General features: G+C 66.6%; 22 protein-coding genes. 13 read left to right on the top strand and 9 right to left on the bottom strand.

Features of this window, described 5'->3' with window-relative positions:
- Positions 1 to 134: 134 nt before the first annotated feature.
- From ACP159_RS15140 to ACP159_RS15100, 9 genes are all read left to right on the top strand, one after another.
- A complete protein-coding gene (locus tag ACP159_RS15140) occupies positions 135 to 1,391 on the top strand; it encodes a hypothetical protein (protein ID WP_425100551.1) in 1,257 nt (418 codons plus the stop codon).
- A 109-nt stretch (positions 1,392 to 1,500) separates the two neighbouring features.
- Positions 1,501 to 2,415 (top strand): DMT family transporter, encoded by a 915-nt coding sequence (locus tag ACP159_RS15135; RefSeq protein ID WP_425100550.1) that lies wholly within the window; start codon positions 1,501 to 1,503, stop codon positions 2,413 to 2,415.
- A 52-nt stretch (positions 2,416 to 2,467) separates the two neighbouring features.
- Positions 2,468 to 3,328, top strand: coding sequence for an ATPase (locus ACP159_RS15130; RefSeq protein WP_425100549.1), 861 nt, complete (start codon positions 2,468 to 2,470; stop codon positions 3,326 to 3,328).
- A gap of 142 nt (positions 3,329 to 3,470) precedes the next feature.
- Positions 3,471 to 3,899: a peptide deformylase gene (locus ACP159_RS15125; RefSeq protein WP_425100548.1), complete on the top strand. Its 429-nt coding sequence runs from the start codon at positions 3,471 to 3,473 to the stop codon at positions 3,897 to 3,899.
- Between the two features lie 73 nt (positions 3,900 to 3,972).
- Entirely contained in the window at positions 3,973 to 4,896 is a 924-nt protein-coding gene (gene metA / locus ACP159_RS15120) for a homoserine O-acetyltransferase MetA (protein WP_425100547.1), read from the top strand.
- A 3-nt stretch (positions 4,897 to 4,899) separates the two neighbouring features.
- Entirely contained in the window at positions 4,900 to 5,844 is a 945-nt protein-coding gene (locus ACP159_RS15115; protein WP_425100546.1) for an alpha/beta fold hydrolase, read from the top strand.
- A 45-nt stretch (positions 5,845 to 5,889) separates the two neighbouring features.
- Positions 5,890 to 6,762 carry a polyphosphate kinase 2 gene (gene ppk2, locus ACP159_RS15110; RefSeq protein WP_425100545.1) on the top strand — a complete coding sequence of 291 codons (873 nt, stop codon included), beginning with the start codon at positions 5,890 to 5,892 and terminating at the stop codon, positions 6,760 to 6,762.
- Positions 6,762 to 7,382 carry a TetR/AcrR family transcriptional regulator gene (locus ACP159_RS15105; RefSeq protein WP_425100544.1) on the top strand — a complete coding sequence of 207 codons (621 nt, stop codon included), beginning with the start codon at positions 6,762 to 6,764 and terminating at the stop codon, positions 7,380 to 7,382. Before ppk2 ends, ACP159_RS15105 begins: the two co-directional genes overlap by 1 nt.
- A gap of 2 nt (positions 7,383 to 7,384) precedes the next feature.
- Complete coding sequence (locus ACP159_RS15100) at positions 7,385 to 8,224, top strand: sulfotransferase family protein (RefSeq protein ID WP_425100543.1); 840 nt, start codon at positions 7,385 to 7,387, stop codon at positions 8,222 to 8,224.
- Here the strand turns inward: ACP159_RS15100 and ACP159_RS15095 are convergent.
- From ACP159_RS15095 to ACP159_RS15075, 5 genes are all read right to left on the bottom strand, one after another.
- Positions 8,211 to 9,251, bottom strand: a complete 1,041-nt coding sequence (locus ACP159_RS15095; protein WP_425100542.1) for a glycosyltransferase family 2 protein — start codon at positions 9,249 to 9,251, stop codon at positions 8,211 to 8,213. The genes ACP159_RS15100 and ACP159_RS15095 overlap by 14 nt on opposite strands.
- A 117-nt stretch (positions 9,252 to 9,368) precedes the next feature.
- Complete coding sequence (gene rpsI, locus ACP159_RS15090; protein WP_425100541.1) at positions 9,369 to 9,854, bottom strand: 30S ribosomal protein S9; 486 nt, start codon at positions 9,852 to 9,854, stop codon at positions 9,369 to 9,371.
- A 2-nt stretch (positions 9,855 to 9,856) separates the two neighbouring features.
- Positions 9,857 to 10,315, bottom strand: coding sequence for a 50S ribosomal protein L13 (gene rplM / locus ACP159_RS15085; RefSeq protein WP_425100540.1), 459 nt, complete (start codon positions 10,313 to 10,315; stop codon positions 9,857 to 9,859).
- A gap of 242 nt (positions 10,316 to 10,557) precedes the next feature.
- Positions 10,558 to 11,448 carry a collagen-binding domain-containing protein gene (locus ACP159_RS15080; RefSeq protein WP_425100539.1) on the bottom strand — a complete coding sequence of 297 codons (891 nt, stop codon included), beginning with the start codon at positions 11,446 to 11,448 and terminating at the stop codon, positions 10,558 to 10,560.
- Positions 11,449 to 11,635: 187 nt separating this feature from the next.
- Positions 11,636 to 13,030: a PLP-dependent aminotransferase family protein gene (locus ACP159_RS15075; RefSeq protein WP_425100538.1), complete on the bottom strand. Its 1,395-nt coding sequence runs from the start codon at positions 13,028 to 13,030 to the stop codon at positions 11,636 to 11,638.
- Positions 13,031 to 13,125: 95 nt separating this feature from the next.
- On the opposite strand from ACP159_RS15075, the gene ACP159_RS15070 reads away from it, so the two are divergent.
- From ACP159_RS15070 to ACP159_RS15055, 4 genes are all read left to right on the top strand, one after another.
- Positions 13,126 to 13,353 carry a DUF1127 domain-containing protein gene (locus ACP159_RS15070; protein ID WP_425100537.1) on the top strand — a complete coding sequence of 76 codons (228 nt, stop codon included), beginning with the start codon at positions 13,126 to 13,128 and terminating at the stop codon, positions 13,351 to 13,353.
- Positions 13,354 to 13,459: 106 nt separating this feature from the next.
- A complete protein-coding gene (speD, locus tag ACP159_RS15065) occupies positions 13,460 to 13,870 on the top strand; it encodes an adenosylmethionine decarboxylase (protein WP_425100536.1) in 411 nt (136 codons plus the stop codon).
- 172 nt (positions 13,871 to 14,042) lie between these two features.
- Positions 14,043 to 15,176 (top strand): metallophosphoesterase family protein, encoded by a 1,134-nt coding sequence (locus ACP159_RS15060; RefSeq protein ID WP_425100535.1) that lies wholly within the window; start codon positions 14,043 to 14,045, stop codon positions 15,174 to 15,176.
- A complete protein-coding gene (locus tag ACP159_RS15055; protein ID WP_425100534.1) occupies positions 15,173 to 17,758 on the top strand; it encodes an AAA family ATPase in 2,586 nt (861 codons plus the stop codon). Before ACP159_RS15060 ends, ACP159_RS15055 begins: the two co-directional genes overlap by 4 nt.
- 16 nt (positions 17,759 to 17,774) lie before the next feature.
- Here ACP159_RS15055 and ACP159_RS15050 read toward each other — a convergent pair whose 3' ends face one another.
- From ACP159_RS15050 to ACP159_RS15035, 4 genes are all read right to left on the bottom strand, one after another.
- Positions 17,775 to 18,236, bottom strand: coding sequence for a hypothetical protein (locus ACP159_RS15050; RefSeq protein ID WP_425100533.1), 462 nt, complete (start codon positions 18,234 to 18,236; stop codon positions 17,775 to 17,777).
- A 3-nt stretch (positions 18,237 to 18,239) separates the two neighbouring features.
- Entirely contained in the window at positions 18,240 to 19,514 is a 1,275-nt protein-coding gene (locus ACP159_RS15045; RefSeq protein ID WP_425100532.1) for an agmatinase family protein, read from the bottom strand.
- Positions 19,515 to 19,608: 94 nt separating this feature from the next.
- On the bottom strand, positions 19,609 to 20,397 hold the full coding sequence (locus ACP159_RS15040; RefSeq protein ID WP_425100531.1) for an ATP-binding cassette domain-containing protein: 789 nt from the start codon (positions 20,395 to 20,397) through the stop codon (positions 19,609 to 19,611).
- A complete protein-coding gene (locus tag ACP159_RS15035) occupies positions 20,394 to 21,206 on the bottom strand; it encodes an ABC transporter permease (protein ID WP_425100530.1) in 813 nt (270 codons plus the stop codon). The genes ACP159_RS15040 and ACP159_RS15035 overlap by 4 nt, the downstream gene beginning before the upstream one ends.
- Positions 21,207 to 21,245 lie beyond the last annotated feature (39 nt).

Genomic DNA, 21,245 nt, shown 5'->3' with positions numbered 1-21,245 from the left:
GTCCCGGCACGTCAGGCTGACGTTCCGTCAAAGATTGACCTGACAATATGGTGACCTCTAGCTTGTCCGAAGGAGGCGGCCTTCGCTCACAGGGCCGATCACATGAGACTCCCGACTTGGGAAGAGGGACACCAATGTATAAAACGACTCTCGGGGCCGCCGCGCTCGCCCTGACCGCTACCGCTGCAACCGCAGGGGGAATCGAACGGGCCAGTAACGATTACGGTTTCCTGTTCACCCCCGGCAACGCGTTCAGCATCGGCCATTCCATCGTGACTCCGTCGGTCTCGGGCAAATATACCGCCGCGCTCGGCGGTGGCAGCACCGGGAACATGGCGCGCAGCTTCGGCACCTTCAGCCTGTCGGCCAAGACGGATTTCACCGACCAGCTGACCCTGGGCCTCTATCACAACCAGGCCTATGGCGCGAACGCGCTCTACACCCAGGGCTTCTACACCGGGCTGACCGCCGACTGGCAGTCCAAGCAGACCTCGGTGATCCTGAAATACAAGCTGTCCGACCGCTTCTCCGTCTTCGGCGGCGCACGCTATGTGCTGAGCAAGGCCAACATCATCATTCCGGACCAGATGATCCGCGGCGCGACCGGGCAGAGCGTCGTTGCCGGCATCTCCCAGATCCAGGCCGGTCTGGCACAGTTGGCTGCGGCGGGCGCTCCGGCGACCGATCCGCGCGTGCTCGGCCTGCAGGCCCAGCTGGCCCAGGCCGTGGCCTACGGAACTGCCGTGGCGACCGCACCGGCGGGAGCGTTCCAGTACAACGCAACCGGCGCTCAGACCGGCGATTTCGGCTACACGTTGGGGGCCGCCTACGAGATCCCGGACATCGCGCTGCGCGTGGCGCTGACCTACGAAAGCGCCGTCACGCACAAGTTCGCGACCTCGGAATCCCTGCCCTTCTTCGCCATCCCCGGCAGTTCCGAGACGAAGATCACCATGCCGCAGTCCGTCGCGCTGGACTTCCAGACCGGCGTCGCGCCGGGCACGCTGGTCTTCGGCCAGGTGAAATGGACCGAGTGGTCCGCATGGCACGTCGAAACGCCGGGATACAAGTCCGTTACCGGCAATGAGGTCACCGGCTTTGAATCCGACGTGGTCACCTGGAAACTCGGCGTAGGCAAGCAGTTCAACGAGAACTACTCCGCCTTTGCCCAGATCACCTATGAGGCGGGCGACGGCAAGGTTGCCTCGCGCCTGTCCCCGACGGACGGCCGCACGTCGCTCGGGCTCGGCGCGCAGTTCACCGAAGGCCCGCACAAGCTGCGCGTCGGCGTCGAATACGTCGACCTCGGCGATGCGACGGACGCCTCCGGCACCAAGTTCAAGAACAACTCGGCCTGGGGTGTCGGCGTTTCCTACACCGCCAACTTCTGAGCCAAGGCCGGGCCGAACACAGCAACGCGCGGGGGCCCGTCTCCCGCGCGTTTCGCGTTTGCGCAAGGATCGGATTGGTCCGGACCCGGGCACGCGGCATAGCGGTACCATGACACAGACGTCCCTCTCGCCCCGCGCCTGGGCCGAACTTCTGCTCCTGGGCCTGCTCTGGGGCGGATCGTTCCTCGCGATCCGCACCGCACTCGATGAAATCGGCCCGCTGACCGCGGTGCTTGCCCGCACCGGGATTGCGGCGCTGATCCTGCTCGGCGTTTTGCTCTGGCAGCGCGGTCCGCTGCCGCGCGGGTGGTCGCTGTGGTTGCGCCTGCTCGGCATGGGGCTTTTGAACAATGTCATCCCCTTCACGTTGATGGCCTGGGGGCAATTGCACATCCCGTCCGGCCTGACCGCCATTCTCAACGCGACCACGGCCATCTTCGGCGTGATCCTCGCCGCGCTGGTCTTCGCCGACGAGCGGCTGACCCGGCGCAAGGGCCTCGGTGTGACCCTCGGTTTTTTCGGCGTGACGTTGGCCATCGGCCCCGGGGCGCTGCGGTCCTTCGATCTCACGTCACTGGCTCAACTGGCAGTGCTGGCCGGGACGGTCTCCTATGCCTGCGCCGGGGCCTGGGGCCGGGCGATGCTGACGGGGCTGCCGCCGGTGAGTGCCGCCTTCGGCATGCTGGCGGCCGCGACGGCGGTCATGCTGCCGCTCACCCTGCTAAGCGAGGGGCTGCCGTCCTTGCCAGCCCAGCCCGCCACATGGGCTGCCATCCTCTATTACGCCGGGTTTGCCACCGCGCTGGCCTACCTGCTCTATTATCGTGTGCTCGCCATGGCGGGGAGCGGCAACCTGCTCCTGGTGACGCTCATCATCCCGCCCATCGCCATCGCGCTCGGCAGCCTCGTGCGGGAGGAAACCCTGCCGCCGCAGGCCTACGCCGGCTTTGCGCTTCTGGTGCTCGGCCTCGTGATCCTCGATGGCCGCCTGCTGCGCCGCAGAGGCACACTCAACAGGGTTTGACGCCGCCTTCGGCCCCGCGTAATCCGGTGCGGATGAACCATGGGGAGCAGGCATGATCTACGCAACCGCCGATGACTGGCGCCGCGCCACGCACAAGCGCGCCGTGCTCTTTGCCATGTCCGGGCTGGGCAAGACCCATGTCTCCACCATGCTCCGCGACAGCGGATCGTGGTTCCACTACTCCATCGACTACCGCATCGGCACCCGCTACATGGGCGAATACATCGCCGACAACGCCAAGCGCGAGGCGATGAAGGTGCCGTTCCTGCGCGACCTGCTGATGTCCGATTCGATCTACATCGGCTCCAACATCACCTTCAACAACCTCACCCCGGTCTCCACCTACCTCGGCAAGCCCGGCGATCCCGCCAAGGGCGGCGTGCCGATCGACGAATATCGCCGCAGGCAGTCGCAATTCGAGCGGGCGGAGGAGCGGGCCCTGCTCGACACCGCCTATTTCATCGACCGCGCACAGGACCTCTACGGCTATCCGCATTTCATCTGCGATACCGGCGGCAGTATCTGCGAGTGGGTCGACCCGGAGAGTCCGGCGGACCCGATCCTCAAGGCGCTCTCGGACGTGGCGCTGATGGTCTGGATCAAGGGCAGCGAGGCGCATACGGAGGAACTCATCCGCCGGTTCGACAAGGCGCCCAAGCCGATGGCCTACCAACCGGCGTTCCTCGACCGCGCATGGCACGGCTATCTCGAAGAGAAGGGCTGCGCCGAGAGCGAGGTCGACCCGGACGCCTTCATCCGCTGGACCTATGCCAAGGCGCTGGCACATCGCCAGCCGCTCTACGAGGCCATGGCGGCGAACTGGGGCGTGGCGGTCGAGGCTTCGGACATCGCCGCCGTGCGCGATGAAAAGGACTTCACCGAGGTCATCGCTGCGGCGCTGCCGCAGGGCTGAGACGCGCCGCGCGCTGCGAAACATACCGAAACCATCCACAGGATATGCGCCGGATTCGCCCACAGGAATCTGTGAAGGACGCCTCCGAATCAATTGAGATTGCACGAGAATCCCCCTACGCCCTTAGGCCCGGAGGATCTCGATGACGACATTTTATCCCGTGCCTTCCCCAACGTCTCCCGGCGAGGTGACGGAGTTCGACGGCCAGATCGCCGAGCTGGCCGAAACCCTGTTCGAGATCATGCAAAGCGCGGGCGGCGTGGCGCTCGCCGCCTCTGCCATCGGGCGCCCGGAACGGCTGGTCGTCGTGGACCTGCCCGACGCCGCCGGGATGGGTTGCGCCATGGCGCTGGTCAATCCGCGCCTCACCGCGGTCCATGACGGGCTGGTCGATCAGGCGGCGGTCTTCCCGGGCAGCGCCCCCGCGTTGCGCTTTGCCCGGATCGACGTGACTTTCGAGACGCTGGAGGGCGATACGGTCACCCTCGCCGCCGACGGCCCGCTCGCCATCGGGCTTCAGGCACAGATCGACCTGCTGACCAACACCGCGCCTGCCCGCCACCTGCACTGATCGCCACCCGCCCCCCGCTTGCCGTGCTGCTCAGGATCGCCTACATCCCTCGCAGCCAAACCGGGAGAGCCCCATGCCGATCAAACTGCCATCCGACCTGCCCGCCTACGCCGTGCTTTCGCGCGAGGGCGTCATGGTCATGGCCGAGGAGACCGCAGCCCGGCAGGACATCCGGCCGCTGCACATCGGGCTCCTCAACCTGATGCCGAAGAAGATCCAGACGGAAAACCAGTTCGCCCGGCTCATCGGCGCGACGCCGTTGCAGATCGAGCTGTCGCTCATCCGCATGAGCGAGCACCAGACGAAGAACACCGCCGCCGAGCACATGGAGACCTTCTATCGTCCCTTCTCCGAAGTGGCGGAGAGCGGCGACAAGTTCGACGGGCTGATCATCACCGGCGCCCCGATCGAACACCTGCCGTTCGAGGAGGTGACCTATTGGGACGAGCTGACCCGCGTGTTCGACTGGACGCAGACCCATGTGCATTCCACCTTCGGCGTGTGCTGGGGCGGTATGGCGATGATCAACCACTTCCACGGCGTGCCGAAACACATCCTGCCGCACAAGGCCTTCGGCTGCATCCGGCATCAGAACCACGCCCCCGCCTCGCCCTACCTGCGCGGGTTCTCGGACGACATGGTGATCCCGGTCTCGCGCTGGACCGAGCTCAAGCGCGACGAGATCGCCGCGGCTGGCCTGCCGATCCTAATCGACAGTCACGAGACCGGGCCCTGCCTTGTGGAGGACCCGGATCACCGGGCGCTCTATATCTTCAACCATCTGGAGTATGACAGCGATACGCTGAAGCAGGAGTATGACCGCGACGTTGCCGAAGGCACGCCGATCAACGTGCCCGCGAACTACTATCCGGACAATGACCCGTCTAAGCCGCCGCAGAACCGCTGGCGCAGCCACGCGCACCTGCTTTATGGTAACTGGATCAACGAGATATATCAGTCGACCCCCTTCGATCTGGCGCAGATCGGGCAAGGCTGAGCGGTGCTCAAGGCCGCCCTTGTCCTCGCCATCCTGCTGGCGGTACTCGCGGCAGTGACGCTCTGGCGGGCCGCCCGGCACGAGGCCGCCGCGGTGCGTGACTACCCGCCCCTCGGCGATTTCGTCGATGTGGACGGCACGCGGGTGCATTATGTCATGCGGGGCACCGGGCCGGATCTGGTGCTGATCCACGGCTCCTCCGGCAACCTGCGCGACATGACGTTCCGGCTGGTGGACAGGCTGGCGCAGGACTACCGCGTCATCGCCTTCGACCGCCCGGGGCTTGGCTACACCGATCCAATCGACACCCCCACGATCACGCGGCAGGCGGAGCTTCTGGCGCAGGCCGCCGATGTCCTCGGCGCGACGAGGCCCATTGTCCTGGGCCATTCCTACGGCGGCGCGGTGGCCTTGGCCTGGGGCGTGGCACGGCCCGAAAAGACAGCGGCGCTGGTGCTTCTGGCCTCCCCGGTCTACCCGTGGAACACGCCGCTCAGCACCTATTACAAGGTCCTGTCCAATCCTGTCCTCGGCCCCCTCGCCATACCCTTGCTCACCGCCTACGTGCCGGACAGCGTGGTGGAGAGGAATGTCGCGGAGGTCTTCGAGCCGCAGGACGAGCCGGACGGCTATGCGCAACACTTCGGCCCGGCACTGACCCTGCGCCGCGTCTCGCTTCACGAGAACGCCATCATGCGTGCCCGGCTCCTGCGGGAGATCACCGCCCTGTCAGAGCAATACGACCGGCTGACCATGCCAATCGAACTGGCGCACGGCACCGCGGACACCACCGTCCTTGCCTCGATCCACGCGATCCCCTTCGCGGCAAACCACCCGACGGCGGCGCTGACCCTTCTGGACGGCATCGGCCACATGCCGAACCAGGTCCGCCCCGGTGCCGTGATCGAAGCCATCCACCGCGCCGCCCGCCGCGCCGGATTGCGTTAATCGGCTTAACATCTCATATAGAGTAAAAACAAAAGGATGACCGGCATGTCCGACCTGCCTTTCGACGGTGCCATCAGCACCTTCTTCAAGGAAAGCGCCCCGCAGGAGGTGCGCGACGCGATCCTGCGCGCCGACAAGGATGACATCCTGTCCCATACCTATCCCTATTCGGAGGCGCTGAAGTCCAAGGCCTACCAGAAGGACATGGACAAACTGCAGATCGAACTGGTCAAGATGCAGGCCTGGGCGCGGGAGAGCGGTGCGCGCATCGCGATTGTCTTCGAAGGCCGGGACGCGGCGGGAAAAGGCGGTACGATCAAGCGCTTCCGCGAGAACCTCAACCCGCGCGGGGCGCGGGTCGTGGCGCTGTCGAAACCCTCCGACACCGAAGCCACGCAATGGTATTTCCAGCGCTACGTCGACCACCTGCCCGCCGGCGGCGAGATCGTGTTCTTCGATCGGTCGTGGTACAACCGGGGCGTGGTGGAAAAGGTCTTCGGCTTCTGCACGGACGCGCAGCGCGAGCATTTCTTCGCCCAGACCCCGGAGTTCGAGAAGATGCTGGTGGACGAGGGCATTCACCTGTTCAAGTTCTGGCTCAACGTCGGGCGGGCGGAGCAGCTGCGGCGGTTCCTCAAGCGCGAGGAAGACCTGCTCAAGCAGTGGAAACTCAGCTGGATCGACGTCGAGGGCCTGGCGAAGTGGGACGCCTATTCGGCGGCGATCAAGGAGACGCTGGCGCGGACCCACACGACGACCGCGCCCTGGACGATCATCCGTTCAGATGACAAGAAACGTGCCCGGCTGGAGGCGATCCGGCACGTGCTGACCGCACTGGACTACGACCGGAAGAACGCCAAGGCCATCGGCACGCCCGATCAGAAGCTGGTCGGCGGGCCGGATATCTGGGACGCCTGATGATCAAGAAGCGCGGCTATCATCACGGCAATCTTGCGCAGGCGCTTGTCGACGCCGCCCTGCAGCTGATCGAGGAGAAGGGGCCGACCGGCTTCACCCTCTCCGAGGCGGCAAAGCAGGCGGGCGTGACTCCGGCGGCGGTCTACCGGCATTTCAACGGCCGCGAGGACCTGATCGCCGAGGCCGCCCGACAGGGCTACGAGATCTTCGCCGACGTGATGCAATACGCCTATGACAGCGGTTTGCCCTCCGACCTCGCGGCGTTCGAAGCGACGGGCCGCGCCTATCTCGCCTTCGCCCGCCGCTATCCTGGGCATTACATCGCCATGTTCGAGAGCGGCATTTCGGTGAACCATTCGCCGGAGCTTGCGGCGATCTCCGCCAAGGCACGGGGCGTTCTGGAGAAGGCCGCGACGCGGCTGTCGGAGCATATCCCGCCCGAGAAACGCCCGCCGCCCGCGATGTTCTCGGCGCATATCTGGGCGCTGTCACACGGGGTTGTGGAGCTCTTCGCGCGCAACTCCCCGGGCACCCAATCCCCCTTCCCGCCCGAGGACCTGCTGGAGACCGGCATCGGCGTCTACCTGCGTGGTCTCGGCCTTTTGCCGGAGGACAAGTGAGCATGTCCGGCACGTTCTTCCTTGGCCTTGGCGGGCAGAAATGCGGCTCTTCGTGGATACAAGGCTACCTGAACGGTCAATCCGGGTCGGATTTCGGGCGTTTGGGGGAGTATCAGGTCTGGGAGCACGCTCTGGGCGGCGTCTTTGCCCGGTATCGCGTGGCTGAGCCGTCCGGCTTCGACAAGCTGCGGGCGCGGGCCAAGATGGCCTTGGGGGCACCCGAACCCGCGGCGCATCTGCGCTGGCGGTTGCAGGCCGATCCGGAGGCCTATTTCGACTATTTCGCCGCACTGCTGGACAAGCCCGGCATCGTCAGGACCGGCGATATCACGCCCTCCTATGCCGCCCTTCCGGCCGAGACGCTCAGACGCATCCGGGATGGATTTGCGAGACGCGGGATCGCGGTCAAGGTGATCTTTTCCATGCGCGACCCGGTGGCGCGGCTGCGCTCGCATCTGAACATGGACCGGGCGAAGGGGTATACGGGTCTGGAATTGAAGGATTTCTACCAGTCCCATGAGGCCGAGGCGCGCAGCCGCTATGACCTGACACTGTCGGCCATGGATTCGGTTCTCGACCGGGCGGAGCAGCATGTCTGCCTGTTTGAAGAACTCTTCACCCCGGCGGGCATCGCGGCCCTGTCCGACTTTGCAGACGTCCCGACCGACCCGCAAGCCGGGGGAAGGCAGGTCAACGCCCGCGCCGGGGCCAGCGCCATCGACGAGGGCCTCGCGCAGGCCATCGCCCGCCACTATGCCCCCGCCTACCGCGCCGCGGCAGAACGCTGCCCCAAGGTTGCGAGCCTTTGGCAACACGCGGACATCGCGCTTACCAGCGTATGAGTCCCGCGTCCATGAACTGCTCCGGCCCCTCGTAGCGGATCGACTGCGGTCCAAGGAAGGCGTCCGGCTTCACCGCCATCTTCTTCAGCAGCGCAGCATAGAAGCGGTACTTCGACGCCCCATGCGCATGGCTGCCCCAGTCCAGCGCCCGCTGCACCTTCTGCCCGAACTGCGGAGTGAAGACGAAATGCGCCAGCGCCGGCATGACCGTCTGCGAGGCGACACGGTTGGTGTCATGAGTGCCGACCATGAAGGTCTGCTCCGAATGGCAGACGATCGGGGTCTTGTGCCGCGCGGACTGGAAAAAGCTCTCCGATTTCTTCGGCTTGCGGCCCAGGATGCGGTCCACCAGCGACCGCGCGGGCGGCGCGGGCAGAACGTCGAACGCCTCCATCAACGCGACCGACTTGCTCTGGTTCAGGAAAGTCGGCTTGCCGACGCCCGGGTTCGGCATGATCAGCGGCGCGGCCTCGAAGAAGGGCGAGCGCGCCAGCAGGTCCGTGAAGGTCGTCGGCGCATCCATGACCCCGAAGCCCGCCACATCCGCCGGGAAGAACTCCACCATCGGCGCGAGAGCCGCCACATCGCCGTCCGCCCGCAGCCGAGCCTCGACCTCGCCCAGGGTCGACACCCCCGGTGGCAGGATCAGGAACTCGTCCGCGTCGACGTAGGTGGTGAACCGCCCGGGCATCAACGCCTGCGGAATCGCGCCCTTGAAATACACCCCGGCCCGCTGCATCCGCTTGCGGCCCGATGGCTCCAGCACCTCGATTTCGCTGCCATACCGCAACGCCGAGTGCACCCGGATGCAATCGTCCTGCGCATCGAGATAGGCGGTCGTGCCATCTTCGGAGTGATCGTCGACGATGACGAACTGCTCCACCCCGAGGCCGCGATAGTGGTCGAAGAAGGCGGGCAGGAAATACATCTCGTCCCGGAAGATCGAGAACACCGTGACCTTGCCGGGATCGAGCGCCGGGCCGATCAGCGCGATCTGGTCTCTCACATCGGAAAAGCGCAGGGCCATGGCCGTCTCCCTCTGGGTCTCCTCCGCAGTAACACCGCTCCGGAAAAGAGAAAAGCCGCCCCGGACGGGACGGCTCCATGCTTGGGTAGGGTGGGTCTGTGACCCACCGTCCGCGGCTTAGCGCTTGGAGAACTGGAAGCTCCGGCGTGCCTTGCGCTTGCCGAACTTCTTGCGTTCCACCACGCGGCTGTCACGGGTCAGGAAGCCTGCGGCCTTCAGGGCTGCGCGCAGCGACGGATCGTACAGCTGCAGAGCCTTGGAGACACCGTGCTTGACCGCGCCGGCCTGGCCGGAGAGGCCACCGCCCTTGACGGTTGCGTAGACGTCGAACTGGTCCTCGACACCGGCCACCGAGAACGGCTGGCGCAGGATCATCTGCAGCACCGGGCGGGCGAAGTACTTGTTCATTTCCTTGCCGTTGACGGTGACCTTGCCGGAACCCGGCTTGATCCACACACGGGCAACGGCGTCCTTGCGCTTGCCGGTGGCATAAGACCGGCCAAGCTCGTCACGAACCGGCTCACGCGGGGCTGCGATGACGGCGGCGGTTTCGACGCCTGCGGCTGCGCCCAGCTCTTCGAGGGAATTGATCTGGTCAGCCATCATTACACCCGCGTATTCTTCTTGTTCATCGACTTGACGTCGAGCACTTCCGGGGACTGGGCCTCGTGCGGGTGCTCGCCCCCTGCGTAGACACGCAGGTTCGTCATGATCTGGCGCGACAGGCGGTTGCCCGGCAGCATGCGCTTGACCGCTTGCGTCACGACGCGCTCGGGGTAGGCCCCCTCGAGGATCTGCGCCTTGGTGCGGGACTTGATGCCGCCCGGGTGGCCGGTGTGCCAGTAGAAGTTCTCTTCACGCTTTTTGCCGGTCATCTGCACCTTGTCGGCGTTGATGACGATGACATTGTCGCCGCAGTCCATATGCGGGGTGAAGGAGGGCTTGTGCTTGCCGCGCAGGCGCATGGCAACGATCGAGGCGAGACGGCCGAGAACGACGCCCTCGGCGTCGATCACGATCCATTTCTTCTCGATGTCTGCCGGAGTAGCAGAGAAGGTTTTCATGGGTCTTGTCCATCTTGGATTGAGAAGGGCCGCACGATCCGTACGGCCCTGAATTCCGATGGGCGGGTTATACTCGGGATATTGCGCCAGTCAAGCGCGACTTTCCGAAATAAAATATGCAATATCAAAGTCTTGCAATAACGGTATCAGGATACCCCAAGTTTTCGCCGCGATTCCCGGCGCCGAACGGCCAAAGCGCGGGCAAGTCCCGTCCCGGGCAGACCCGGCCGCGCCGCGTCCCGTCACGCACGCCGTCGGCGCCGCAGGGCGAGCACGCCCAACGCCCCGGCCAACAGCAGGCCCGGAACCGGGACCGGCACAGGGGCGTAGTTCTCGATCATCGGCAGCGTTCCGGCCCAGGCGGTCTGGTGCAATTCGCCGTTGGTGAGGTTGACGGCGGACGCGATCACCGTGCCCTCGGTCGAGCCGTTGAAGCCGGACATCGTGGCCAGCGGCGCGAGCACGTGCCCGGCGATCACCGCGTTCACGCTCACGTTCTGCGCTTCGTAGAAGTTCCACAGCACATGGCTGGCCTGGCTCTTCGTTACCCCGAGCGGGTTCATGCCAAAGCTGCCGGTCGTGCCGGAGACGTTGACGATCACGGTCGATCCGTGGCTGAGATCGAACGAATAGCCGCCGGTGGCGAGATCCGCCAACGCCACGTTGACCACCGTGGCTCCGCCGAACGTCTTGTTGTTCTGGTCCGACAGATTGGTGCCGGTGGTTGTGTCGTAAGCGGCCAGTGCCAACGATTCCGCATGGAAGGCAGCGAAATCGAAGGCCGGAAGGCCGGAGGCACCGGTCACGGCGGTGCCATTGTTCACGTTCGAATTGACCAGCGTTCCGGCAATCTGCGCGGTGTCGCCGGGCTGCAGGTTGAGTGTGCTGTTCACCACCGATCCATTCACCGACAGTTCGGCATAGCCCGCGCCATCGGTCGGAGTCGCAAAGCCGAATTGCCCGGTCACGCCGGTCAGCGTGCCGCCGATATATGTCCGGCCTTCCACCTCCTGCGTGCCTGTGTACCCCTGCGTCACCAGGTTGAAGGTCCCGAGCGTGTCCGCCACGCCCAGCACCGATGCATCGGCGGTTGCCGCGCTCATCGACACGGCGACACAGGCAGACAACAGCATTCGGCTCACGGTCAACATCGCACATCCTCAGACAGGCAGATCATCACCCGGGTCTCTATACTGTCTGCGACAGCCAAGACAGGGGAATGGCAGCGCATTTCTCACCCCCTGACGTCACGTTCCCTACACAAGGCATTTTATCGGCAGACTGTGCAGAATTCGCCCGTTTTCGTGCGCAAAACGCCCGTCACACCGCGATCCGTTCCGGCGGATTGTCGAGCAGCTTGCGCAGGCGCGCCATGGCCGCTTCGAAACTCGGAAGCGAGACATGCGCATTGATGGCGAGTCGCACCGCATGCGGCGCACTGCCATTGCGCAGGGCAAACTCGTCGGCGTTGCGCAGTTGCACGCCCTGCGCCTCGGCCGCCTGCACGAAGGTGCTCGCCCGCCACCCGTCCGGAAGCATCAGCCAAAGGTAGGGCACATCCTCGCGCCAGCGCAGATCGTAGCCGCCAAGGGCATTGACCGCCGCCCGGACATACAAGCCGAAAGCCGCCCGCACCGCATCCATCATGCTGTAGGTTTCATCCCGCGTCAGGATGTCCTCCGTGACATGTGCCAGCGGACAGGCGAGTCCGAAGAACCCGTGTTCCGCCGTCCGGCGCAGCGTGGCCCGGTGGATTTCCGGCGCAACGGCGAAGCCGACCCGGAGCGACGGCGTCAGGCTCTTGGAGAAGGAGGACACGTGCCAGCCCTGCTCCGGCAGGTAGGCGCGATAGGACGGGGCCCGTGCGCGGCCAAGACGGTAACAATCATCCTCAAGGACATGAAACCCGCAACGCCGCGCCACCGCGGCGATCTCCTCGCGACGTTCCGCCAATGTGCACAGTCCCGTCGGATTGTGCACTTCCGGACTGGTACAAAGCAGCTGCGCATCGTGCTTGCGGGCAATTTCTTCAAGCGCCTCTGGTACAATGCCGCGGTCGTCCATCGGTACCGACACAACCTCCGCACGAAGGAGCTCCGCCGCCCGGCGGAACCCCGGATAGCTCAGCGCCTCGACCATCACCACGGGGCGCGAGCCTTTGAGCGTCGCCTGCATCACCAGGGAAATCGCCGACTGGCCGCCGTGGCTCAGCACGATGTCCTGTTCGTCTACCGGCCCCAGCACCGTCCCTTCGAGCCAGCGCAGCACGGCCTGCCGCGCCGGGGCAAAGGCTGCCGTCGTGGGATAATTCAGCAGGTCCTGGGCCGGCCGCTCCGCGAGGCGAGCAAAGGCGGATTTGATCAGTGCAACCTGCCCGACATCAGGCAATTTCGGCGAAAACAGGCTGACCTGGTCGGTGTCTTCCGCCGCATAGGCGCTGTTCCACCGGATACTGGCCACCGGCGCGATGGGTCCGGCAACAAAGGTGCCGCGCCCGACCTCTGCGGTCAGCACGCCCTCGTCGGTCAGGATCGAATAGGCCCGCGCCACGGTCCCGGGCGTGATCCCCAGTTTCCATGCGAGGTCCCGGACCGGCGGCAGGCGATCGCCCTGCCCCAGATCCTCGGCCGCGATCGCGTCGCGGATCGCCAGGGTCACGGCCCGATACTTCGGCCCGCCACCATTCAGATCGCAGCGATTCAAAATTGTATCCATGACAATGTTTCCCTCGACCTGGTACATTTCGCCGTGTACCAATATCTGTACCGAATGACGGTGATTTGTGTCAATACAATTGAAGGAGTTTTCCCATGACACAGACTGCAGCCCGCGATGCCCTCCTGTTCCTCGACGCGAGCCACCCGCTCCCGCCGGTGTCCACCTTTGCCCTTCGCCTTGCAGTCGTCACCGCGAAATGGGCGCAGCGCAGCCGAACCCGAAAGGCCCTTGCCCAGCTCGACCCGCACCTGTTGCACGATATTGGCCTCGACCGGCACACCGCCGCGCGCGAAGCCGCAAGGATGTTCTGGCAGGGCTGACCCTGTGCCCGGCCGAACTAACTGGAGGCGCGGATGTCCCGCGCCTTTTTTTCGGCTTCATGTCTGATATGGTGCACGAAACGCCCGAAATCGGACATCGAACGCCGTGAGAGACCTGAACCCGCCGCCCCACCCTGCGCATTTCGCCAGCGAAGACGGCGTGACCTATGCGGGCAGACACCTGATCGTGGACGTGGTGGGCGGTATCGGCCTCGACGACGAACGCCGGGTGCGACGGGCCCTCACCGAGGCGGCAGAGGCCTGTGGCGCGACGATCCTGCATCTGCACACCCATCGCTTCAGCCCGCAGGGTATCACAGGCGTTGCGGTGCTGGCCGAAAGCCACATCACCGTGCACACCTGGCCCGAGATCGGTTACGGTGCGTTCGACATCTTCATGTGCGGCGATGCAACGCCCGAGAACGCCCTGCCGGTGCTGGCGGCGGTTTTTGAAACCCGGCAGATCCGCGTGCGCACGCTGCGGCGAGGCGAGGCGGTGATCGGAGCGGCGCCCTGACCCTGCCGGGCAATCCGGACATGTCCGGCATCGGCGCGCCGCGCCGGAACCGGCCCTTGCACTCCACCCGGATTCCCGCTTGGCTGCGCCCCATGCATCCTGCCGGACATACAGCGCTGCCAGAGGAGACCCCCGGCCTTCGACGCGGCGCCCCTTCCACCATGGCCCTGACATGACCCTGCGATTCCTGCACACCTCGGACCTGCACATCGGGCGCAAGTTCGCCAATATTCCGCAGCCCCCGGACGGCAACATCCGCGGACGGCTGATGGAGGCGCGCCATGCAAGCCTCGCCCGCCTCGCCGGGATCGCGGCGGCGCGGGGCGCGGAGCATGTGCTTCTGGCCGGTGACACCTTCGACACCGCGACCCCCTCGCCCGCCATCCTGCGGCAGGCGCTGACCGCCATGGGCGAGGCGTCCGGCCTGACGTGGTGGCTGCTGCCGGGCAACCATGACAACCTGCGCGACGCGGAACCGCTGTGGGAGGTCATCACCCGGGACGCGCCGCCGAATGTCCGCGCCCTCGTCCGGCCCGACCCGGTGGCGCTGGGACCAACCGCGACGCTTCTGCCCTGTCCGGTGGCCTTCCGGTCCGGGGCGGACGATCCGACAGGGCATCTGCCCGGCCTTTCCTGTCCCGAGGGGCGTCTGCGCATCGGTCTCGCCCACGGCGGCATCACCGATTTCACCGACACCGGCGGCGCGATTGCGCCGGATCGGGACCGCACGGCGCGGCTCGATTACCTCGCGCTCGGAGATTGGCACGGGCGCATGGCGGTCTCGCCCCGGGTGCACTACCCGGGCAGCCCGGAGCAGGACCGGTTCAAACATGGCCAACGCGGCGCCTGCCTGTGCGTAGCGCTTGACGGCCCAGGTGCGGTGCCGGACGTCGAGACGGTGGAAACCGGACAATTCCTCTGGCAGGAGGTGCCGCTGTCCCTGCACCCCGAGCAGGACGCGGCAGCGGCCCTGGACGCGGTTCTGCCCACCGCCGGAAGACGTGACGTGCTGCTGCGGCTCGTCGTCTCCGGCTGGGCCGGACTGGCGGAGCGCACGGCGCTCGAGGCCGCCTGCAACAGCGCCGCGCCGGACTTCGCGCATTTCGAATGGCGCCTGGACGCGCTCGGAACGCAGGTCGAGGCGACGGACCTCGACAGGATCGACAGCACCGGCGGCGCATTGCGCCTTGCCGCCGAAGCGCTGGCAGCGGAGGCCGGGGATGCGGCCCTGGCCGATACGGAGCGGCGGGCGGCGAAGGATGCACTCGCCCGGCTCTATGCCTATGTCCGGGAGGGCGCGGAATGAAGCTGCGCGCCCTGTCGCTGAACCAGGTCCGAAGGTTCACGTCCGCAATTGAAATCAAGGACATCGGAGACGGTCTCAGCGTTCTGAGCGAACCCAATGAATATGGCAAGTCGACGATCTTCGACGCCCTGCATGCGGTCTTCTTCAAGGCGCATGGCAGCAAGGACAAGGACATGCAGGCGCTGCGCCCCCATGCCGGCGGCGCCCCCGAGATTGCCGTGGAGGTCGAGACCGACGCGGGCCGCTTCACCATCGCCAAGCGCTGGTTCCAGAAGCCGCAGGCCACCGTGCATCAGGACGGGCGGTTGATCGCCCAGTCGGACGCCGCCGAAGACTGGATCGCGCGGCTGCTCGGGCAGGGCGGCGGCGGTCCGGCGGGGTTGATCTGGGTGCGGCAGGGCATGACGGCGCTGACGGATGGATCGAAGAACGAGAAGGCAGCGGCGCTGGAGGCCCGGCGCGACCTGATGTCCTCGGTCAGCGACGAGGTTGAGGCCATGACCGGCGGACGGCGCATGGACGCGGCATTGCGGCGCTGCGAGGCGGAACTTGCGACCTACGCGACAGGGACCGGCAAACCTTTGAAGAACGGCCCGTGGAAGGCGGCGCAGGAGCGGGTGGCGGCGCTGACCGAACGGCGCGCGGCCCTGGAGCAGGTGACGCAAGAGTTGCACGCGGCGCTGAAGGACCGCAACGGCAAGCGCCGGAGCCTCGCGGAGCTGACCGACCCGGACGCGGTGGAGGCGCGGCGGACCCGTCTGGCACAGGCGCAGACAGCGCTGGCCGAGGCGCGGCGCCACGCGGAGGAGGTGGACACGCTGGCGCAGAAGGCGGACATGGCACGGCTGACCGCCAGCACCGCCCTGTCCCGGCTCGAGGATATGCGCAAGGCGCTTACCGAGCATGAGGCCAGCACGGCGCAGCGGGCCGCGGCGGCGAATGCGGCAAGCGCGGCGCGGGACGCGTTCGAGGCCGCGACAACGGCGGAGGCCACGGCGCGTGCCGCGCTGGATGCCGCTGCCCGGAGGCTTGAGACCGCCGAGGTGGAGCGCCGCCTTGCGGAGCGGGCGCAGACGGCCCGGGACAGTGCCGAGCGTCGCCGGGACCTGGAGACCCGCATCGCGGAGGCAGATGCGGCGCGGCAGGCCATGGAAACCGCCAAGGCGCAGGTGCAGGGGCTGTCGGACGCCGATCTGGCGAGCCTCGAGGCGCTGGCCGCCGACCTGGCCGCCGCGCGGATCGCCCGCGACGCCGGCGCGACAAGGATCAGCGTGGCCTATACCGGCGCCGGGCGGGTCCGGTTGGACGGGGCGGAGCTCGCGGAGGCAACAGCCCTGCCCCTGACCCGCGCGGTGACGCTGGACCTGGACGGCATCGGGCGGCTGACCGTCGCTCCGCCGGAAGCCGCGGGCGGCGATCCGGTGGAGCCGGCGCAGCGGGCCTTGCAGGCGCGGCTGGAGTCGCTGGGCCTCGCGTCGATTGCCGAGGCGCGGCAGGCCGTCGCCACGCGCAAGGCAGCCGAACAGACCTTCGGCGAGAAACGCGCGGTGTTCCGGAGCCTTGCGCCGCAGGGGCTTGACCCTTTGCGGGCGCAGCTGGCGCGCTTGCCAAAGCCCGAGGACTCCCCGGAGGCTCCCGATCTGGCGGAAGCGACGCAGGCGCATGACGCGGCGCGGGAGGCGGAGAAGGCGGCGCGCCTGGCGCATGGCACGGCGCAGGAGCGGCTTTCGACGGCCCGGGCGGAGCGAACCGGGGCCGAGACGCTGCTGACCCAGATGCAGGACCGCCTGACCCGGGCCACCGAGGCGCTGGCGCGGTTCGACCGGGATGAGGCGGCTCTGGCGCAGGAGGCGGAGACCGCGCGGCAGTCCTTCCAGCTGGCGGAGGCCGCGCTGAAGGCCAAACGCGAGAGCGCCCCGGACCTTGCCGCCGCAGAGGCCGCCTTCCGCCGCGCGACATCCGTGGAAGAGGCGGCTTCGGCGGAGATCGACTTGTTGCGGCCCGCGCTTGCCCGTCTGGAGGAGCGCATCAGCCGCGCGGCGGGAGACGCGGTGGAGGAGCGGCTGGCGGAGACGGTGGAGGCGCTGACCGTGGCGGAGGCCGACCTCGCCCGGATCGAGCACGAAGTCGCCGTCCTCACCCGTCTGCAAGTTGCCCTCACCAGCGCCCGCAGCGAGGCGCGGGAGCGCTATTTCGAGCCCGTCGCGCGGGAGTTGCGCCCTTTGCTGGGCCTCCTCTGGCCGGAGGCGGAGCTGACCTGGGGCGAGGCGGAGCTGCTGCCGCAAGGACTGGTCCGGAATGGCATCGAGGAGCCGCTCGACATCCTCTCCGGCGGCACGCAGGAGCAGATCGCACTGCTGGTGCGGCTGGCCTTTGCCCGGATGCTGGCCGACGCCGGGCGCAGCGCGCCGGTGATCCTCGACGACGCGCTGGTCTTTACCGACGACGACCGCATCGAGCGCATGTTCGACGCGCTGCACCGGCAGGCGGGCGATTTGCAGATCATCGTCCTGACCTGCCGCCAGAGGGCCTTCAGGAACCTCGGCGGGCAGGTGTTGCGGTTGACGGAAGGCGCGGAGTGACCCCTGCGCCCTGCCCTCAGGTCTCGATGTCGCGCTTCCGTGCCGCCAGGAAGTCGCGCAGGTCCAGCACGGATTTCTCGTCCATGGAGACATAGACCAGACCCATGTTCGTCCGCTCCCGCACCATCTCACCGGGGAACGGCAGGTAGCTGAGTTCGCGGGAGCCGAAGGAGGGTGAGGCGGTGCCGACCTGCCAATCGGTGGTCAGTTCCACGTCCACCAGCTTCAGCGCTTTCGCCCCGCCCTTGCCCGGCCGCTCGAAGGGGACGCCCGCGAGTTTGAGGTAACTCGTCTTGTCCTTCGCCGTGACAAACCCGTCGATGAACTGCGCCGCCAGAACCTGCAGGTCCGCCGCCTCGTCCACGTCGTGCATATGGCTGTGCAGATGCTCGGCGTCATGACTGTGGTTGTGGTTATGCGGGTGGTGGTGGTCGTAGTGATGATGATGACCGTGGTGGTGATGGTGATCGTGCGGCATGGCTCAGCCCACCTTGTGCGGCGACGGGTTGGACCAGCGCTTGCCCTCGAACGCGCCGTGCGGGATCGAGACCGGCTTGTCGATATGGACCTTGTGCTTGCCCAGCGTCCCGTTCGAGACCATCGCCCCCAGCACATCCACGATCACCCGCGTTCCCATCAGCGCGGTGATATCGGAGGTGTCATAGGGCGGCGAGACCTCCACCAGTTCCATGCCGCAGATGCCCTCCGCCGCCACGCCAGAGGCCAGCGCCAGCGCCTCGCGCGGCAGGAAACCACCCGGTTCCGGCCAGCCGGTGCCGGGCACGAAGCCGCAGTCGATGCTGTCGATGTCGAAGGACATGTAGACCATGTCCACCCCGTCCCAGGCCAGGTCCAGCGCCATCTCGATGGTCTTGTCGATGCCCATCTTCTCCATGTCGCCCATGGTGATGATGTTGGTCTCGCGCTCGCGAGCGACCTTCACCGCCTCTCGCGGCACCTGCCAGCCGCCGATGCCGATCTGCACGAGGTTCTTCGCCGGCACGTTCGGCAGGTTGGTGGAGTGGAACCACGGCGTCGTATGCATGCGCTCGTCGAGGTCCTTTTCCTGAATGTCGGCGTGGCGGTCGAAGTGGACGATGCCGATCTTCTTGGAGGTGCATTCGGCGATGCCCCGCACGCAGGGAAAGCCGATGGAATGGTCGCCGCCGATCATGATCGGCAGCGAGCCGCTTGAAAACACATGGGATACGGCGCGGCTGATCTGGTCGAAGCTCTTCTCGATATTGGCGGGAATGGTGAACACATCGCCCGCATCGCAAAGCGTCATCTGCTCGCGCAGATCGACGCCGATCTCGTAGTTGTAGGGCGTATAGAGCGCGCTGATCTTGCGCACGCCTTGCGGGCCGAAGCGGGTGCCGGGGCGGTAGGTGGTGCCGCCGTCGAAGGGAATGCCAAGGACCGTGGCATCGTAATGCGCGACCTCCAGAACGTCCTCCGTATAGGGCGCCTTGAGGAAGGTGTTGATCCCGGCGTAATGCGGCAGCTCCCCCCGGGCAAAGGTCGGGATCGACTTGTCGTCGATGCTGTCGGCCCCGGTCAGGCCCATGCGCAGCGCCCAGGCCCGCTCCTCGGCCCAGCGGCCTTCGGGCAGTTCGGCTTCCTTGCGCATCGCCTTCCAGCCCGCCAGCTTGGTCAGGTCCGGGTGATGGTGACGCTGGTCGCGGCCTAAATGGCGCAGCGCCAGGGCGCGGGGATCGCGGGCGCGGGCCTCCGCGCGGTGAATCTCAGAAAACATCTCTGTCTCCCAATCGGTTGCCCCCTCGGGGGCCATAAGGTCCGGGCCTTGGCTGTCCCCTGCGCGGGGCCCGGCGGCGCGCAGGGGTGTTCAGTCAGACCGGCTCCGGAACCGGCTCGGCCTTTCGCAAGGATGGGTATTTGTCGAGGATGTGCTGAAACGGCATCCCGCCATCCCGCGCATCGAAATCATAGGTCACGGTGGCACCATAGAGCCCCGGGTCCTGCGGGTCCCAACGCGGTTTGTCGAAAACCAGCACCCGATCGCCCAGTTTGAACGCCTCTTCGAGATCGTGGCTTACCATGAAGACGGTCATGGTGGTCTCCGCCCGCAGTTCCTGCAGGAAGGCGTGCATCTGGAGGCGGGTGCCGGGATCGAGCGCCCCGAATGGCTCGTCGAGCAGCAGCACACGCGGTTTGGCGGTCAGCGCCTGCCCGATGGCGAGGCGTTGCTGCATCCCGCCCGACAGGCTCACCGGGTATTGCGCCGCCACATGGTTGAGTCCGATGCGGGTCAGCATGGCGTCGGCGCGGGCTTCGGCATCCTTGCGCGCCCTGCCCCGGAGCCAGCCGAGGCCGGTGGCAAAGCCCTCGCCGGCGATCAGGTTTTCACGGATCGTCAGGTGTGGGAAGACGCTGTAGCGCTGGAACACCACGCCGCGCTCCCGCCCCGGCTCCACCGCCACGGTGCCGCCGTCCACGGTGATCGACCCGCGCACCGGGCGCTCATCGGCCAGCAGGAGCCGCAGGAAGGTGGACTTGCCACAGCCGGACGCGCCGACGATGGAGACGAACTCCCCCTCCGCCACGTCGAGATTGACCCGCTCGATGATCGAGCGCCCGCCGTAGGCCTGCCAGACGTCCCGGACTTCGACAAAGCTCATAGCCCCGCCTCCATCCACGGAAACGCCTTGCGCGAGAGCTGTTTGAGCAGCCAGTCTAGGACAAAGGCGAGCAGCGTGATCCAGATGACATAGGTCAGGATCACGTCCATCGCGAGGTAGCGGCGCACGAGGAAGATGCGGTAGCCGAGGCCGACCTCCGCCGCCACCGCCTCCGCAGCGATCAGGAACAGCCAGGCGGAACCGAGCGACAGGCGGACATTCGCGATCAGCCGTGGCAGCACCTGCGGCAACGCCACGCGCAGGACGATGACAAGCGAGGACGCGCCGAGAGTCTGCGCCTTGACGATCTGTTCATGCGGGATGTCGAGCACCCGCTGCGCGAGATCGCGGGTCATGAAGGGCGTGATGCCGATGACGATCAGCACCACCTTGGAGGTCTCGCCAAGGCCGAAGACGATGAAGAGGATCGGCAGGAGCGCCAGGGGCGGCACCATGGAGAGCACCGCGACAAAGCCGGAGAGCGTCGCCCGGAACAGCGGCAGCAGGCCGACCACCATGCCGATGAGCAGCGACAGCGTGGCGGCAATGGCGACACCGCCGAGCAGCCGGGCGAGCGAGGCCCAGGTGTCCTTCCACAGCAGGATATCGCCGGACCGCTTGTCGCCTTCGGTGAACAGCCGCTGCGCCGTCTCGCCGATGGTCGAGAGCGCCGGCAGCAGCTTGTCCGCCGGGTTCGCCGTCAGCCGGATGTCCGAGCCGATGGCATAGGCGATCAGCACCAGCACGAAGGGCAGCGCGGCGAGGACGACGGCAAGCGGCGGGGAGGGTCTGCGGTTGATCAGGCGCATGGGCGATCCATCCGGGAGAAACGCAGTCCCGGCCCTGAG

Source organism: Tropicibacter sp. S64 (genome assembly GCF_049803835.1).
Lineage (GTDB): Bacteria > Pseudomonadota > Alphaproteobacteria > Rhodobacterales > Rhodobacteraceae > Pacificoceanicola.
The sequence above is the reverse complement of the archived record's forward strand: the minus strand, read 5'-3'. Positions and strand labels throughout refer to the sequence as shown.